Genomic DNA, 15,034 nt, shown 5'->3' with positions numbered 1-15,034 from the left:
CAGTGTCCGATACCCGATTGGCCGCGCTCACGGCGCGTGTCGAGTACACCGATCCGACGATGCGTGCCCGCTCGGCGATCGTCGGCGGTCTCATCTTGCTTGGGCCGACCCTGCTGGTTGTTCTCAAGCTGCTCGACGCCGCACCGACAACGATCATCGCTGCCAGTGGTGCCGTGCTCACGCTGGCGTTCGTGCTGCGGTTCTTCGGGCCGGCCGCCGGCCACCGGGCGTCGGTCCGGCTGGGCATCATCGATGACCATGTGGTGATCGGTGACGAGGCCGTCGGTCACCAGGATCTCGTGCGCCCGCTGGCGGAGGTCGTCTCCGTCGAGATCAGTGACACGGTGGCCGGCCGCACCTTGGTACATCCCGGTGCCGGGGTGTACCGGGTGGCAGGCTCGGAGTACCTCACCATCGGGTTTCGGCCCCCCGACGCGGGCCCATCGGTTCCCGTGCAGACCGTCGAAGTAGCGGCAAACGCGTCCGACCCGGTGACCGAGATCATCATCCGGGCACTGCATGACGTCGCCCCCGCCGATGTGAAGCCACCTACCGAGCCGCCGCCATCCCCTACCGCAGCCTCACCGGCGGCCGACGAGCGGTTGTGGGGTGTTGCCCGCCAGATCCACGATTCGGTGCTCGCCGCGTACGGTTGCTACGAACTGGACCCGTCGCTGTTCCTGCGCTACCCGGGTGTCACCGACGTGACCCGCGAACCGGTGATGGACTTCCAGATCGCACTGGCCGAGGCGCAGGCGCTGCGCACCGACGCCTATCCCGGCGACCCAGCATTGGCCGGCCGTTACCGTGCTGCGGTCGATACCCTGCGCCGGACGTGGGCGCGCTGTGAAGCCGACGGTAAATCCGCCGCGCTCGACGATTTGCCAGCGTCGGCCCGCGACGATCTAGCCACCGCAGGCAAACTGCTGGCTCATGCCGAGAGCGCCTCGTACGGTGCCGAGAAGGCTGCTTACCTGCGACGTGTTCAGGAAATCGTCGCCCGGCTGTCGGAGCGCGGTGTCGTACACCCGCCGCGGCAGGTCACCGTGGCGATCGAGGCCGCCGCCCGTCGGGCGCTGGAGGCCTGACCGTCAGCTCTCCGCGCCGAGGTATTGACCCGTGCGCAATTCGTAGAGGAGGCTGGCGTCGGAGTCGGCGTGCGCGTACGCCACCCGCGCCACCGGCCACGACGGATTCGGGCGCGACCGCGGAAAGATCGTCACCGACAGCTCCCGCCGGTCGACGTCATCGACACCCGACCGACGGGCGGCGTCGTCGAGTATGGCGCGTAGCCGCGTCGGGTCGACGTCGTCGAGGACGAATGGGGTGGGCGTGGAATCGGCAGCGCCGACGGTGCGTTCGACGGGAAACTTGCCTGCGGACACTTCGATCTTGCGTTTTTGATCGCCGATGTTCGCCTCGACGCCGAAACTCCCGTACTGAGTCGAGGAGGCGTAGAACCGGAAGCTGCTGAGCATCGCTTCTGCACCCGGAGGCCACTGTGCAGCAAGCACTTCCGGCACCCTTCGCATCGTTTCAGCGACGTCGGTGACATCCCACCACGGCGCGACGGTGCCGTCGGGAAGCACCTCGACGACGACACCGCTCGCCATGGTCAGCCGCAGGCGCAGCTCACGTCCCGCGTCGGCATCGAGCCGCCGCAGCACGATTGATCGCACCGCACCGGTGCCGGTCGGAAACATCGCCGAGGCCCGCGTTACGGCGTCGCGAATATCGAGAGCGGCGAAATCCTGGTCGGTGAATATGTTTCTGCTGCGCGCGTCGTTGCGGGTGTCGACCTCCGGATCGCTCATACCGAACGTCTTCGTGTAGCGGTGATGGATGTAGCGGTCACCCCCGCGGTGCGCGTCGACGGTCCAGCCTCCGATGTCGGATGACACGAGCAGTAGCGTCGACAACGCCTCGGGGTCGACGCTGCGGACGTGAGCGAGCGCGGCTTCCCACAGGTCGACGGCCGTGGAATCGTCTTTACGCTCACCGACCGACGGCACCGCAGTGGCGACCGACCGGGGCAGCGACAACGCGAACATGCGTGACGGGACAGCGGTCAACACGGCGAGTGCAACAGCCAGGGCGACAGCTCCCGAGAGCGCTGCCCGTGCCGGAGGCCGACCGGAAAAACTAGGTGTGACCGTGTGTCCGGGCGCGGGCACGTCGCGGGCAGCAAGACTGACCTCTTCACCCGACGCGATGCGACGCACCTGCTCGTCCGACATCGGCAGGCGCAGGGTCACCTCCCGCGCCACGTCCCCCCTCGGTGCGACGGTCCCGATGAGCACCGATTCGTCGTCACCACCGAGCGGACCGGCGCTCCGATCGATCGCCGTTGCCCGGAACGGGACGTCGGCGAGACCCAGGCCCAACCCCCGTTCCGGCGGGCGGATCACGATGGCGATACCGGCCACGACCAGGGGAATGGCGATTAGCAGCCAGGCCAGGGTGCTAAAAGCCGCGATCCCGATACCCGATCCGAGCAGCACTCCGGCGAGGCCACCGCGAAGAAACGGACGACAGGACACCCATCCGAGACTATCGGCACCGCAAATCCCGGTGCACTACCGACATCGCTAGCCGGACAGCCCGATCGTCGGTCAAGCTCGGTCAAACGGAAGACATCGAGGGAGTTTGTCCCCAACTGAAGTCAGTTGGGGCATGGAAACTACCTCGTACCTGGTCGGGCTGACAGGATTTGAACCTGCGACCACTTGACCCCCAGTCAAGTGCGCTACCAAGCTGCGCCACAGCCCGCCGCCGCTATGAGCAGCAGACGGAAGCCTACCGCAGGTCTGGCCAGATCCTGAACTCGGTTCCTCGCCGCAGCTGCGGGATTCCTGAAATCACTTGTGTCACAACAAAACCATCCGCAACATTTGACGGCATCTTGTCGGAGTGGCGCCCTATGATTCGAACATGAGTTCGATAGTCGGTGCCAACGCAGGTCAGGTCCTTGCCGGGCTCGCTCATGCCGTCGACGCGCTGGCGGAACTCAATGCCCAGAACCTCACGCAGGGCGAGCGCCTTGCCGTTCTGCGCGATGTCGAGGCGCTCGTGCGCCGAATGGCCGCCGCGGTCCATCCGCTTGTCAACGGGCTTGTGGCGGAGCATGTTCCGGGGCAGTTCGGTGGGGTCAATCTGGCAGACATCCTTGCTGACGCGCTGCGGATTACTCGTTCGGATGCGCGCCGGCGCATCCGGGACGCCGCGGAGCTGGCCCCAACCGCTTCGCTGAGTGGTGAACCGATCGAGCCGGTACTCGCGGCGACTGCCGCGGCGCAGCAAGCCGGTGTCGCCGGGCATGACCACATTGCGGTCATCCGGCAGTTCTGGGACCGACTCCCCCGTGCCGTTGATGCGGCAACCCGAACAGCCGCTGAGAGGCAGCTCGCCGGGCTTGCGGGAACACTCCGGCCGGACGAGCTCCGCAAGGCTGCGGACAGGCTCCTGGCCTATCTGGATCCCGACGGCAACCTCACCGAGGATGCCGACCGTGCCCGACGCCGCGGTTTCCGGATGGGGCGTCAAGGCGCGGATCTCATGACGCCCGGGACATTCGATCTGGACCCCGAACTGCGCTCCTACCTCGACGCGATCTTCGCGAAGTACGCGGCATCGGGTGTGTGTAACCCCGAAGGCGAAACACCTTGCGTGGATGGCGATCCCGATGCTGAAGCACGGCGACGCGACACTCGATCGCTCGTCCAGCGGCAACATGACGCGCTCAAGGCGGTGTGCCGATCTGTGTTGTCCTCGGGTGAGCTGGGCCGCCACCGCGGGCTGCCGGTGACAACGGTCGTCACGGCAACGTTGCGGGAACTCGAAGCAGGATTGGGTAACGCGGTGACCGGCGGAGGCTCGCTTCTACCTATCGCAGATCTCGTCCGGATGTCCAGTCACGCCCATCACTACCTGGCCATTTTCGACGACGGCGGTCGCGCGCTGCATCTGGGTCGGGCGAAACGGATCGCCACCGAGGACCAGCGAATCGTGTTGACCGCCAAGGAGCGTGGCTGCACCTACCCGGGATGCGACCGGCCGGCGTATCACTGTCAGGTGCACCACATGGACGAGTGGGCCCACGGCGGCAAGACCGACATGGACGCGCTCACCCTCGGCTGCGAGGGGCATCACAAGCTCCTAGGATCCCAGGACCATCACTGGCGGGCTGTACGCGGTCCGGACGGCCGTACGTGGTGGATTCCGCCCGCACACCTCGATCCAGCGCGCGTCCCGCGCATCAATTGGTTCCACCACCCGGACGGCTACCTACGGGAGTAGGACGACATCGGCCCCGCCGGGGGTTAACCCGACGGGGCCGATGGGGCCAAGAGGCTTACATCAAGCTGGCTACTTAAGCCGGCGTGATTACTCCGGGATGGTCAGAACCTGACCCGGCTGAATCAGGTCGGGGTTGGCGACCCCGCTCGCGTCGGCAATCTTCTGGTACTGGTTGCCGTCACCGTAGAAGCGCTCCGCGATGGCCCACAGCGTGTCACCCGAGACGACGGTGTACGTGCGGGGCTCCGGAGCGGCCGGTGCCTCGGGCTCTGCTGCGGCAGGAGCAGTCGCGGCAGGCTCTTCGGCTGGGGCTTCCTCGGCGGGAGCGGCCGGCGGAACCGGCGGGGTGTCGCTCGTGGTGGCGGTGGCCCAGGCGGGAGTATCGCCCGAGTACAGCACCAGGTTGCGGTCATCCTGCAGCACCAGCCGAACATTTTCCTTGCCCTTGGTGTCGCTGTGCCAGACCGGCTTTCCGTCTGCGTACAGAACGAAGTTGCCGTCGCTCTGCACCTCGGCACGCTCCGGGCTGGTGCCATTGGTTCCGGTGGCCCACACGACGGTGTCGTACTCGGAGAGCACCAGGTTGCCGTCTTGCTGAAGCGTCAGGGAGTACGCGCCGTTGTTCGACGTGATGCTCTGACCGGCTTCCAGCTTCTGGCCTTCGGTAAGTGTGTCCGCCACTGTGTTGCGCCTTTCGGTTAGGTGGTTTTAGTACCGCCGCAGGATGGTAGACGGTGAAGACAGCCTAGGTCGGCAAACCGAAAAAGTGGGCGATTCGGATCGGGTAGATCTCAACATGAGCGCGAATATTCGGTGAACGGAGCCTGAGAGGGCAATGTGCGTGGGGTCTTTTAACTTGTGCCCGTTGCTATCTCGTCCGCAGTTAGCGTTTGGGTCCGCGCTTTTCGCGCATCCGGACATTCACCCTGATGGGAGTTCCTTCGAAACCAAAAGTTTCGCGCAATCTGCGCTCGAGGAATCGACGGTACCCCGCCTCAAGGAAACCGGTGGTAAATAGCACGAAGGTGGGCGGCCGTGACGTGGCCTGGGTGATGAACAACACGCGTGGCTGCTTCCCGCCGCGCACCGGAGGTGGCGTCGCGGCAACCACCTCCTTGACCCAGGTATTGAGCTGACCGGTGGAAATTCGTGAGTCCCAGGAACGCAGCGCAGACTCGATCGCGGGCACAAGCTTCTGCAGGGCCCGGCCACTCTTGGCCGAAATATTCACCCGTTGTGCCCAACTGAGCTGCGAAAGCTGAAGGTCTACTTCACGTTCAAGGAGGTCATGGCGATCCTCGTCCACCAGATCCCACTTATTGAACGCAAGTACCAAGGCGCGACCGGATTCGACCACCATCGACAGCACTCGCTGATCCTGTTCGGTGATGGGCTGGGATGCGTCGAGTAGCACGATCGCGACCTCGGCGGCCTCGATGGCGCCATGGGTACGCAGTGAGGCGTAGTACTCATGGCCGGAGGCCTGTCCAACCTTGCGGCGCAAACCGGCCGTATCGACGAAACGCCAAGTCTTGCCGTCGAGTTCGATCAGGGTATCCACCGGGTCAACCGTCGTCCCGGCGGTGTCGTGGACCACTGATCGCTGGTCCCCCGACAGCTTGTTGAGCAGAGAGCTCTTGCCCACATTGGGTTTTCCGACGAGGGCCACGCGTCGCGGGCCGCCCTCTCCCGATCCGCGTGCGGACACCTGGGGCAGGTCGGCGACCACGCGATCGAGCAGATCCGCGACCCCACGCCCGTGCATGGCGCTGATGGGAAAGGGCTCGCCCAGCCCCAGCGACCACAGTGCTGCAGCATCGGCCTCGGCCCGGTCGCTATCAACCTTGTTGGCAGCCAGGAAGACTGGCTTGCCCGAGCGGCGCAGTAGCTTCGCCGCGTCTTCGTCTGTTGAGGTCGCGCCGACCGTGGCGTCGACGACCAGGATGATCAGATCGGCGGTCGCCATCGCGTGCCGCGCCTGCTCGGCGACAAGCTGTTGCAGGCCGGACGCATCGGCCTCCCACCCGCCGGTGTCTTGGACGGTGAATCGGCGATCCATCCATTCGGCGGGATACGAGACGCGGTCCCTGGTCACCCCGGGAATGTCCTGAACGACCGCTTCGCGACGCCCGATGATCCGGTTCACCAACGTCGACTTGCCGACGTTCGGACGACCGACCACCGCCACCACGGCAGGCGGGGCACTCGATTCCTCGGCCCCCTCGTCCTCTTCGTATTCGTCGACTTCCCAATCGCTTTCATCGACCCATGTGCCGTCGGTCATCGAGATGCCCCTGCCTTTGTTCGCACCAGGTCCAGCAGGTGGGCCACGACCTGGTCCTGTGTCATATCGCTGGTGTCGACCTGCACCGCGTCCTCGGCCGGCCGCAATGGCGACACCGCTCGTGTGGAGTCCAAATGATCGCGGCGCTGCACGTCGGCGAGCACGCGCTCGTATTCGTCGGCTCCGCCGCCGGAAACGTTCTGTGTATTGCGGCGCTGCGCCCGGGCCTGCGCCGATGCGGTGAGATAGATCTTCACGTCGGCGTCCGGGAGTACGACGGTACCGATATCGCGGCCCTCTACCACCACGGCGCCGCCGCTGCCCGCGGCCAGCTCGCGCTGCTGTCGCACTAATCGCTCGCGCACGGCCTGCACCGCAGATACCGCAGAGACAGCGCCGGTCACCTCGGTTCCCCGGATGGGAGTTGAAACGTCTTCTCCGGCAAGCAGTGCCGTCTGTGTGTCGGGATCGGACCCCACCGACATGGGAACGCATTCGGTGGCAGCGGAGATGGCTGCGGGATCGGCGAGGTCGATGCCGGCGCGTAGCACCCAGAGCGTTACGATCCGGTACATTGCCCCGGTGTCCAGATAGGCGGCGCCGAGCTGCCGAGCCAATTCCTTGGCCACCGAGGATTTTCCGGTGCCGGATGGTCCGTCGATGGCCACCACGACGCGCGTCACAAGCCCACCGCCTTGTACAGCGAGCCGACCTCGTCGCGGCCCAGAGCACGCAGGCTCCCCGGACGTTGATTGCCCAGCGTCACCTCGCCGATCTTGGTGCGCACCAACTCCAACACCGGGTGACCCGCGGCATCGAGCATCCGGCGCACAATGCGATTGCGTCCCTCATGCAGGGTCAGCTGGATCATGGTCTGGCCGTCCACAGTGCCGAGGAACTTGAAATCGTCGATCTTCGCCGGTCCGTCGGCGAGCTCGACGCCATCGCGCAACTGTCTGCCGAGGCCGCGCGGCACCGTGCCTGCCACCGTGGCGATATAGGTCTTGGGCACCTCGTAGGACGGGTGCATGAGCCGGTGCGTCAGCTCCCCGTCGTTGGTGAGCAGGATCAGCCCGACGGTTTCGGCGTCGAGGCGCCCTACATTGCGCACGCCCTGATTGCTCCGTACCCGCTCCTCGATCAGCTTCCCGATGCAGGGGCGGCCACGGTCGTCCGACATGGTCGACAGCATGCCGTAGGGCTTGTTGAGCGCCAGATACACCAGCTCGGAATTCATGATCACGCGGGCGCCGTCGACGCGAACCACGTTGACCGTGGGATCGATTCGTCTGCCTTGTTCGGTGACGATCTGACCGTCCACCTCGACGCGACCCTCGTAGATCATCCGTTCGGCTACCCGGCGTGACGCAATTCCCGCTTGCGACAGCACCTTCTGGAGTCGAATTCCTTCTTCGGTCATCGTTCAGTCCTGATCAACAGTAAAGGCGGGGGCGGATCCGGCACCGTCGGCGGGTGTCCGGTTGAGCCGCGCGAACCGCGGCTCGTCGCCGAGATTTTCGGATAGGTCATCGATCACATCGATATCGGGAAGCAGCGGTGCGATATCGGGAAGGTCTGACAACGACGTCAGGCCGAGCCGCTCCAGGAACAGCTCGGTGGTGCGGAACATCACAGCACCGGATTCGTCATCGGTGCCGGCTTCGGCAATCAGGCCACGCATCAGCAGTGTTCGCATGACGGCATCGACGTTCACACCGCGGACGGCACTGACACGCGATCTCGTCACCGGCTGTCGGTAGGCCACCACAGCGAGGGTCTCCAGAGCGGCACGAGTCAGCTTGGAGCGTGCACCGTCAAGCAGCAGTTTCTCGACGTATGGGGCGTACTGGGCGCGCGTGTACATGCGCCAGCCGTCGACAGTCTCACGGAGGTCGATTCCGCTGGCGCGCTCGGTCAAGATCTCGGAAATCCGTTGCAGCGCTTCGGCTACGCGGTCCAGCGGCTGGGCGACGACGGAGGCCACCGCCGAGGCGCTGATGGGCGTGTCCACCACCAGCAAGAGGGCTTCGAGCGTGCTGATGAGTTCCTCATCGGCCATCGGGACGAACTCATCGTCACCCGATTCGGCGTCACCGGATCCTTCTGGGCCGGGTTCTTCCAGGGCGCCGACCTCGGTGCCGACGGGGGCGTCGAGATCGGTGGACTCCTCCGACCCCTCGGCAGGGGTCGTCTGCTCACTCATGTGTAGTCCACTGCCTTTTCTAGATCATCCTGCGCCGGGCGCTCACCGGTCCATGAAACTTGGAGCGGTCCAAGCGGTTCGGATTGCTCGAATAGTACCGCCTTGGAGCGGTAGAGCTCGAGGACGCCCAGGAAGCGGGCCACGATCTCGATGGGTACCGAGCATTCGGCGACCAACTCGGTGAACGTCATCCACTGTCCCGCGCCACGCTCGGACAGCAGTTCGACCATCCGTTTGGCGTGTTCAGGCACCGAAACACGGGGAATGTGTAGATGGCTCAGCCCCACTGTCGGCACCGGCCGCGGAGTGAACGCACCGGCGGCCAGCTGGGCGAATTGGTCCCCATCGAGCCCCAGGTGGACCGGTGGCAGCAGCGCGCTGAACCGGTCCTCCAACGCCACCGCGCGCGGGTACGAGCGCAGGGCGGCGGCCTCCAGTTCGGCGAACATCTCCGCCACATGCTTGAAGGCCCGGTACTGCAGCAGCCGTGCGAACAGCAGATCGCGGATCTCCAGGAGGGCCAAATCGTCGGAGTCGTCAACCTGGCCCGAGGGCAGCAGCCGTGCCGCCTTGAGGTCCAGCAGGGTGGCCGCCACGACCAAGAAGGCGGTGACCTCGTCCAGGCTGTACGTGTCCCCCAACGTCTTCGTGTAGGCGATGAACTCGTCGGTCACCTGATGTAGAGCGACCTCGGTGACATCGAGCCGATGCTGCGAGATCAGTTGCAGCAGTAGGTCGAATGGACCCTCGAAGTTTGTGAGATGAATCCGGAAGCCGTGTGTATCGGCGGCCTTTTGTTCCGGCGCCGGCGAGCCGGGCCCTGCAGGCTCCGCAGAGGTCTCAACGGGATCAGACACAGGCCGCGCTTCCGGTGCCTCAACCGTCACGATTCGAACCGGTCGACTACCTCGCGAGCCAACGAGATATACGCCTGAGCACCGGAGGATTTGGGTGCCCACGTCGTGATGGGCTCCCCCGCCACGCTGGTTTCCGGGAAGCGGACCGTGCGGGTGATGACGGTATGGAAGACCTGGTCGCCGAACACCTCGATGACCCGGGCCATCACCTCACGCGCGTGCAGGGTGCGCGCGTCGAACATGGTGATGACGATTCCGGACACCGACAGTTTCGGGTTCAGTCGATCGCGCACCTTGGCCACCGTGTCGGTGAGCAAGGCCAGCCCACGCAGCGAGAAGAAGGCGCATTCCATCGGGATGACCACGCCCTCGGAGCAGGCCAGCGCGTTCACGGTCAGCAGGCCCAGCGACGGCTGGCAGTCGATGAGTACGTAGTCATAGCGGTCGAGCACCGGGTGCAGCGCGCGGGCCAGCGAGTGTTCCCGGCCCACCTCGTTGACCAGCTGAATCTCGGCGGCGGACAGGTCGATATTGCTCGGGATCAGGTCCAGTCCCTCGATGCGGGTGCGCATGAGGACCTCATCCACCGACACCCTGGGCTCCACCAGCAGGTTGTGCACCGTGGTGTCCAGCTCGTGGTGCGCGATGCCCAAACCAGCCGACAAGGCGCCCTGCGGGTCAAGGTCGACAAGCAACACCCGCCGGCCGTACCCAGCCAACGCGGCACCCAGATTGATGGTCGACGTGGTCTTACCCACCCCGCCCTTCTGGTTGCACATCGCGATGACCTTGGCCGGGCCGTGGCTGGTCAGCGGCTTTGGTTCGGGGATGTCTTGGTGAGGACGACCGGTCAGATCAAGGTCGCCGTCCTCGGCGGGGAAGTCGGTGTCGACGTTCGGGCCCGTCACGTCACCTCCCGGTCCACTGGCATTCGGGCAAGTCTAGTGGGGTTGCGGCTTCCGGTAGCGGCAACCCGCGCATGGAGTCGGCACTATCGGGCGCGGGGATGCGCACCTGCCCACACTTCGCGCAGGGAGCTGACGGTGACCAGCGTGTAAATCTGCGTCGTCGTCACCGAGGCGTGGCCGAGTAATTCCTGCACGACGCGAACATCGGCACCACCTTCCAAGAGGTGCGTTGCAAACGAGTGCCGCAGCGTGTGCGGCGATACCGCCGCGCTGATCTTGGCGCGTTCGGCGGCATCGGCGAGCACCTGCCAGGCGCTTTGGCGTGACAACCGCCCACCCCTCGAGTTCAGGAACAGCGCAGGCACGCCACCGCGGCCTCGTCGCGCCAGATCCGGACGGCCGCGCACGAGATAGGCCTGAAGCGCTTCGACCGCGGGGCGCCCCACGGGCACCAGCCGCTGCTTGCCGCCCTTGCCCCAGAGCAAGGCCGAGCGGGCCTGGACATCGACATCGTCGACGTCGAGTCCCACGGCCTCGGAAATGCGCGCCCCGGTCGAATACAACAGTTCCAGGAGCGCGCGGTTGCGAAGATCGAGCGGGCCGTCGGTGGCAGCTCCGCCCGCGGCGGCCAACAGGGCCTCTACTTGGTCGATCGTCAGGCTCTTGGGCAGCCGCCGGTTGGGGGTCGGCGGTTTGACGGCACGAGCAACATCAGCCGGGGCCAGCCCTTCGATGGCTGCGAACCGGTGCAGGCCGCGCACGGCGATCAGCGCGCGGGCGGCCGAGGATGCGGACAGCTCGGGCACGCCATTTTCGGGGTCACCCCGGCGCAGCGTGACCACGAAATCGCTGACATCGGGTTCGGACACGTCGGCGAGGCGGCCGATCTTGCGGTCGGCGAGATGCTGTTGATAGCGGCGCAGATCGCGACGGTACGAGCTCAGTGTGTTGGCGGCAACGCCCCGTTCCACGTCGAGGTGATCCAGATAGGACTGGATCTCACCGTCTAGGAGTCCAGCGATGAGCCCCTTGGGCGAAGAGCCGGCGGCAAGCGCGCGGTTCAACTACATTCCTTGCGTTTCGCAAAGGCTGTGGGCCTGTCCGGCCAGGGGGCATCCGCATCGCGGGTGTGGTGACCCGCAAGGGCCACATGCGCGGCCAGAATGCCTGCTGCGGCAATGGCATTCACGATCTCGCCGGCGAGCACCATCGACACCGCCTCGGGCAGCGGCAACCAATGCACCGTCATATCGGCCTCTTCGTCATGGCTTTCGCCCCGGCCCGGATGCGAGAGCCCGGTGGCTAGAAACACCCTGACCACTTCGTCGGTGAACCCCGGTGAGGCGGCGGCATCCACGAGTACCCGCCAGGTGGTTGCCTCGACGCCGGCCTCCTCCCGCAGCTCGCGTGCGGCGGCCAGCTGGGTGTCCTCCCCCGGGATGTCCAACAGTCCGGCGGGCAGTTCCCAGAGCCGGTGTCCGAGCGGATGCCGGTACTGATGCACCAGTGCGACCTGCCCGACCTCGTCCACCGCGGCGATCGCCACCGCCCCGTAATGCTCGACTACCTCGCGGATCGCACTGCTACCGCCCGGCATCCCGACACGATCACGGCGCAGCGCCAGAATGCCGCCCATGTAGACGGGCTCGGACTCCAGGGTGAGGAACTCATGGCGCTCTCCCTCCCCGGAGGCCCCACTACTCACTGTCAGGGTCCAGTGGAAGACGCTCGGCCGCTTTGTATTCCATTGCGGCACGAATGAAGGCGACGAACAGCGGGTGCGGACGGGTGGGGCGGCTCTTCAGCTCCGGGTGCGCCTGGGTGGCCACTGCGAAGGGGTGCACATCCCGTGGATACTCGACGAACTCCACCAGGTGCCCGTCGGGGGATGTCCCGGAGAACCGCAGGCCGCTCTCGGCGATCTTGTCGCGGTAGGGGTTATTCACCTCGTAGCGATGCCGGTGCCGTTCGGACACGTCGGTCGTTCCGTACGCCTCGGCAACGATGGAATCGGCATCCAGAACCGCAGGATAGGCCCCGAGGCGCATCGTTCCGCCCAGGTCGGCCTCACCGGCGACCGCCCGTACCTGGTCGGCCATGGTGGCGATCACCGGGCTCGGGGTGTCAGGGTCGAACTCGGCAGAGTTAGCATCGGCAAGCCCAGCCGAGCGTGCCGCCTCGATCACCATGCACTGCAACCCCAGACACAGGCCCAGTAGCGGGATGCGCCGCTTGCGTGCGTAGCCGATGGCGCCAAGCTTGCCTTCGATGCCGCGGATGCCGAAGCCTCCAGGGATCAGCACCCCGTCGACGTCACCGAGTGCGGACTGCGCACCGGCCTCGGTCTCGCAGTCGTCCGACGGCACCCACTTGATGTCGACCTTCGTGCGGTGCCGGAACCCTCCGGCACGTAGGGCCTCGGTGACCGATAGATAGGCATCGGGCAGGTCGATGTACTTGCCCACCAAGGCGATTCGCACCGACTCGCTAGGCTCGTGCACGCGCTGCAGCAGATCGCCCCACTCTGTCCAATCGACATCGCGGAAGGGCAGATTGAGCCGGCGCACCACATACGCGTCGAGTTCCTCGCGATGGAGGACCTTGGGGATGTCATAGATGGACGGGGCGTCTGGTGTGGAGATGACACCGTCGACGTCGACGTCACACATGAGCGCGATCTTGTTCTTGAGCGGCTCGGGCACCTCCCGATCGCAGCGCAGGATCAGCGCATCGGGGGTGATGCCGATGCTGCGCAGCGCGGCCACCGAGTGTTGCGTCGGCTTGGTCTTGAGCTCACCGGACGGCTTCAGGTACGGCACCAGGGAGACGTGCAGGAAGAAGACGTTGTCACGGCCGACGTCATGCCGGATCTGGCGCGCAGCCTCCAGGAACGGCTGCGATTCAATATCGCCGACGGTGCCGCCGATCTCGGTGATAACCACGTCGGGCCGCTTGCCATTGGCGTCGGGCTCGGCCATCGCCAGGATGCGGCTCTTGATTTCGTCGGTGATGTGCGGGATTACCTGCACGGTGTCACCGAGGTACTCACCGCGTCGCTCTTTGGCGATGACAGACGAATAGACCTGTCCCGTAGTGACATTCGCCGATCCCGACAGGTTGCGGTCGAGGAAGCGCTCGTAATGTCCGACGTCGAGATCGGTCTCGGCCCCGTCCTCGGTTACGAAGACCTCGCCATGCTGGAACGGGTTCATGGTGCCCGGGTCCACGTTGAGGTAAGGGTCGAGCTTCTGCATGGTCACGTGCAAACCGCGTGACGTGAGAAGTTGCCCGAGACTCGAGGCGGTCAGTCCCTTGCCCAGCGAGGAGGCGACTCCGCCGCTGACGAAGAGGTGCCTGGTGGCGGATTGAGGATGCTTGCGTAGACCTGGCAAGAAGGCTCCCGTGACGACTGCGCAGGGCAATTCTGACTGGCTCGGGGCCCTGCTGACCCACGGAACCTCACCCTAACAAACACGCCGACAACCGGCGCCGAACACGCCGCGCGGTGTGGGCTAGATCCCCTTTTTTGCTGCCGGCTAGGGCACTGTGGTGGAGGTAGCTCCGGGACCAAGGCCATACCGGCCGGAGTGACCGTCGGACTGTTCACGCAGCGCCAGGATGGTGGTGATGCGGCCGGAGGCCATCTCGATATCGTCGACGGTGCTCGCCGCCGAGGCCATCGAACCGTCGGCGCGGGTCACCGCGATCGACGCGATGCCATTGGCCGACCCGCTGCGTCCGACGAGTACGGTGCCGGAACCACGCCGGTCCAATGCGGCGGCGAATCGCGCAACGGTGGACCCCTTGTTGCCGGCATCGTCGGGTAGTGCTCCCCCGGTCACGATGACCGCGAGATTCCCCGCCGACACCTGTCCGTCGGTGTAGGTGATGAATCCGCTCTGACGCAGCGCCGACAGCGCGATGTTGCGCTGCTCGTCGGTCACCGGCGGCGCCGGCTCTTCCGGTTTCTGCGGAGGAGTCTGGAGCACGATGCCCACCAGGTCACCTGCCTGCGATCCCTGGTCGACGATATCGGTGCGTAACTGCGTTCCGGCGGGCAGGATCGATGAGTTCACGATGGTGCGCAGCCGCTCCCCCTGATTGGCGTCGGTGAACTGGTCGGTCAGGCCGACCCGTCCTGATACCGAGCCGCCGGCGGTGGAGATCAGCTGGGTGATGCCGTCGACATCGGAGCGGTCTGCCTCCGGAGTGGTGAACAGCACGACCTTTCGGTCGTTCAGCGAGTCCTTGACCATGCGAGGCGCCATGGTGGCATCAAAGTTGCTTGCCGCGTTGAGCTTCTCGTTGAGGGCGTTCTTGTCCTGATTGAGGTCTTCGATCTGCCGCTGCTGGGTGCGCTTATCATCGCGCAGACCCGACAGGAGCGTGTCGTTGAGCAGGCCGGAACCGAGTACGACACCCACCGCCAAGGCCAGGAAAACCGCAGCGAGAGATATTGCGTGCTGACGCAGAGTAATCATGGATA

The 15,034-nt window shown here is 65.5% G+C and carries 14 protein-coding genes and 1 tRNA gene; 2 read left to right on the top strand and 13 right to left on the bottom strand.

Annotation, left to right across the window (positions count from 1 at the left end):
• The first annotated feature begins 2 nt into the window (after nucleotides 1-2).
• Nucleotides 3-1,088 (top strand): hypothetical protein, encoded by a 1,086-nt coding sequence (locus tag AC5Y5C_RS09785; RefSeq protein WP_499971321.1) that lies wholly within the window; start codon nucleotides 3-5, stop codon nucleotides 1,086-1,088.
• A gap of 3 nt (nucleotides 1,089-1,091) precedes the next feature.
• On the opposite strand, the gene AC5Y5C_RS09780 is transcribed toward AC5Y5C_RS09785, so the two are convergent.
• Together AC5Y5C_RS09780 and AC5Y5C_RS09775 are read right to left on the bottom strand one after the other, a co-directional pair.
• Nucleotides 1,092-2,540 carry a hypothetical protein gene (locus tag AC5Y5C_RS09780; protein ID WP_499971319.1) on the bottom strand — a complete coding sequence of 483 codons (1,449 nt, stop codon included), beginning with the start codon at nucleotides 2,538-2,540 and terminating at the stop codon, nucleotides 1,092-1,094.
• A gap of 152 nt (nucleotides 2,541-2,692) precedes the next feature.
• Nucleotides 2,693-2,769, bottom strand: a tRNA-Pro gene (locus AC5Y5C_RS09775).
• 162 nt (nucleotides 2,770-2,931) lie between these two features.
• Here AC5Y5C_RS09775 and AC5Y5C_RS09770 point away from each other — a divergent pair.
• Nucleotides 2,932-4,296 carry an HNH endonuclease signature motif containing protein gene (locus AC5Y5C_RS09770; protein ID WP_499971317.1) on the top strand — a complete coding sequence of 455 codons (1,365 nt, stop codon included), beginning with the start codon at nucleotides 2,932-2,934 and terminating at the stop codon, nucleotides 4,294-4,296.
• An 87-nt stretch (nucleotides 4,297-4,383) separates the two neighbouring features.
• Here the strand turns inward: AC5Y5C_RS09770 and AC5Y5C_RS09765 are convergent, their stop codons facing one another.
• From AC5Y5C_RS09765 to AC5Y5C_RS09715, 11 genes are all read right to left on the bottom strand, one after another.
• A complete protein-coding gene (locus tag AC5Y5C_RS09765; protein WP_499971315.1) occupies nucleotides 4,384-4,977 on the bottom strand; it encodes a LysM peptidoglycan-binding domain-containing protein in 594 nt (197 codons plus the stop codon).
• Nucleotides 4,978-5,179: 202 nt separating this feature from the next.
• Nucleotides 5,180-6,580 (bottom strand): ribosome biogenesis GTPase Der, encoded by a 1,401-nt coding sequence (gene der, locus AC5Y5C_RS09760; RefSeq protein WP_499971313.1) that lies wholly within the window; start codon nucleotides 6,578-6,580, stop codon nucleotides 5,180-5,182.
• Nucleotides 6,577-7,251, bottom strand: a complete 675-nt coding sequence (gene cmk, locus AC5Y5C_RS09755) for a (d)CMP kinase (RefSeq protein WP_499971853.1) — start codon at nucleotides 7,249-7,251, stop codon at nucleotides 6,577-6,579. Before cmk ends, der begins: the two co-directional genes overlap by 4 nt.
• Before the next feature lie 8 nt (nucleotides 7,252-7,259).
• Nucleotides 7,260-8,000 (bottom strand): pseudouridine synthase, encoded by a 741-nt coding sequence (locus tag AC5Y5C_RS09750; RefSeq protein ID WP_499971311.1) that lies wholly within the window; start codon nucleotides 7,998-8,000, stop codon nucleotides 7,260-7,262.
• Between the two features lie 3 nt (nucleotides 8,001-8,003).
• On the bottom strand, nucleotides 8,004-8,783 hold the full coding sequence (scpB, locus tag AC5Y5C_RS09745) for an SMC-Scp complex subunit ScpB (protein WP_499971309.1): 780 nt from the start codon (nucleotides 8,781-8,783) through the stop codon (nucleotides 8,004-8,006).
• Entirely contained in the window at nucleotides 8,780-9,640 is an 861-nt protein-coding gene (locus AC5Y5C_RS09740; protein WP_499971307.1) for a segregation and condensation protein A, read from the bottom strand. Before AC5Y5C_RS09740 ends, scpB begins: the two co-directional genes overlap by 4 nt.
• A gap of 26 nt (nucleotides 9,641-9,666) precedes the next feature.
• Nucleotides 9,667-10,548: a ParA family protein gene (locus AC5Y5C_RS09735; protein ID WP_499971305.1), complete on the bottom strand. Its 882-nt coding sequence runs from the start codon at nucleotides 10,546-10,548 to the stop codon at nucleotides 9,667-9,669.
• Nucleotides 10,549-10,631: 83 nt separating this feature from the next.
• Entirely contained in the window at nucleotides 10,632-11,570 is a 939-nt protein-coding gene (gene xerD / locus AC5Y5C_RS09730; RefSeq protein ID WP_499971849.1) for a site-specific tyrosine recombinase XerD, read from the bottom strand.
• A 38-nt stretch (nucleotides 11,571-11,608) separates the two neighbouring features.
• The gene (locus tag AC5Y5C_RS09725; RefSeq protein ID WP_499971303.1) at nucleotides 11,609-12,253 is read right to left on the bottom strand and encodes an NUDIX domain-containing protein; all 645 of its coding nucleotides are present in this window, start codon (nucleotides 12,251-12,253) and stop codon (nucleotides 11,609-11,611) included.
• Nucleotides 12,246-13,940 carry a CTP synthase gene (pyrG, locus tag AC5Y5C_RS09720; RefSeq protein WP_499971301.1) on the bottom strand — a complete coding sequence of 565 codons (1,695 nt, stop codon included), beginning with the start codon at nucleotides 13,938-13,940 and terminating at the stop codon, nucleotides 12,246-12,248. Before pyrG ends, AC5Y5C_RS09725 begins: the two co-directional genes overlap by 8 nt.
• A 144-nt stretch (nucleotides 13,941-14,084) precedes the next feature.
• Complete coding sequence (locus AC5Y5C_RS09715) at nucleotides 14,085-15,029, bottom strand: copper transporter (RefSeq protein ID WP_499971300.1); 945 nt, start codon at nucleotides 15,027-15,029, stop codon at nucleotides 14,085-14,087.
• Nucleotides 15,030-15,034: the final 5 nt, after the last annotated feature.

Source organism: Mycobacterium sp. NGS15, from assembly GCF_059813245.1.
This window is presented reverse-complemented; position numbering and strand designations above follow the sequence as displayed.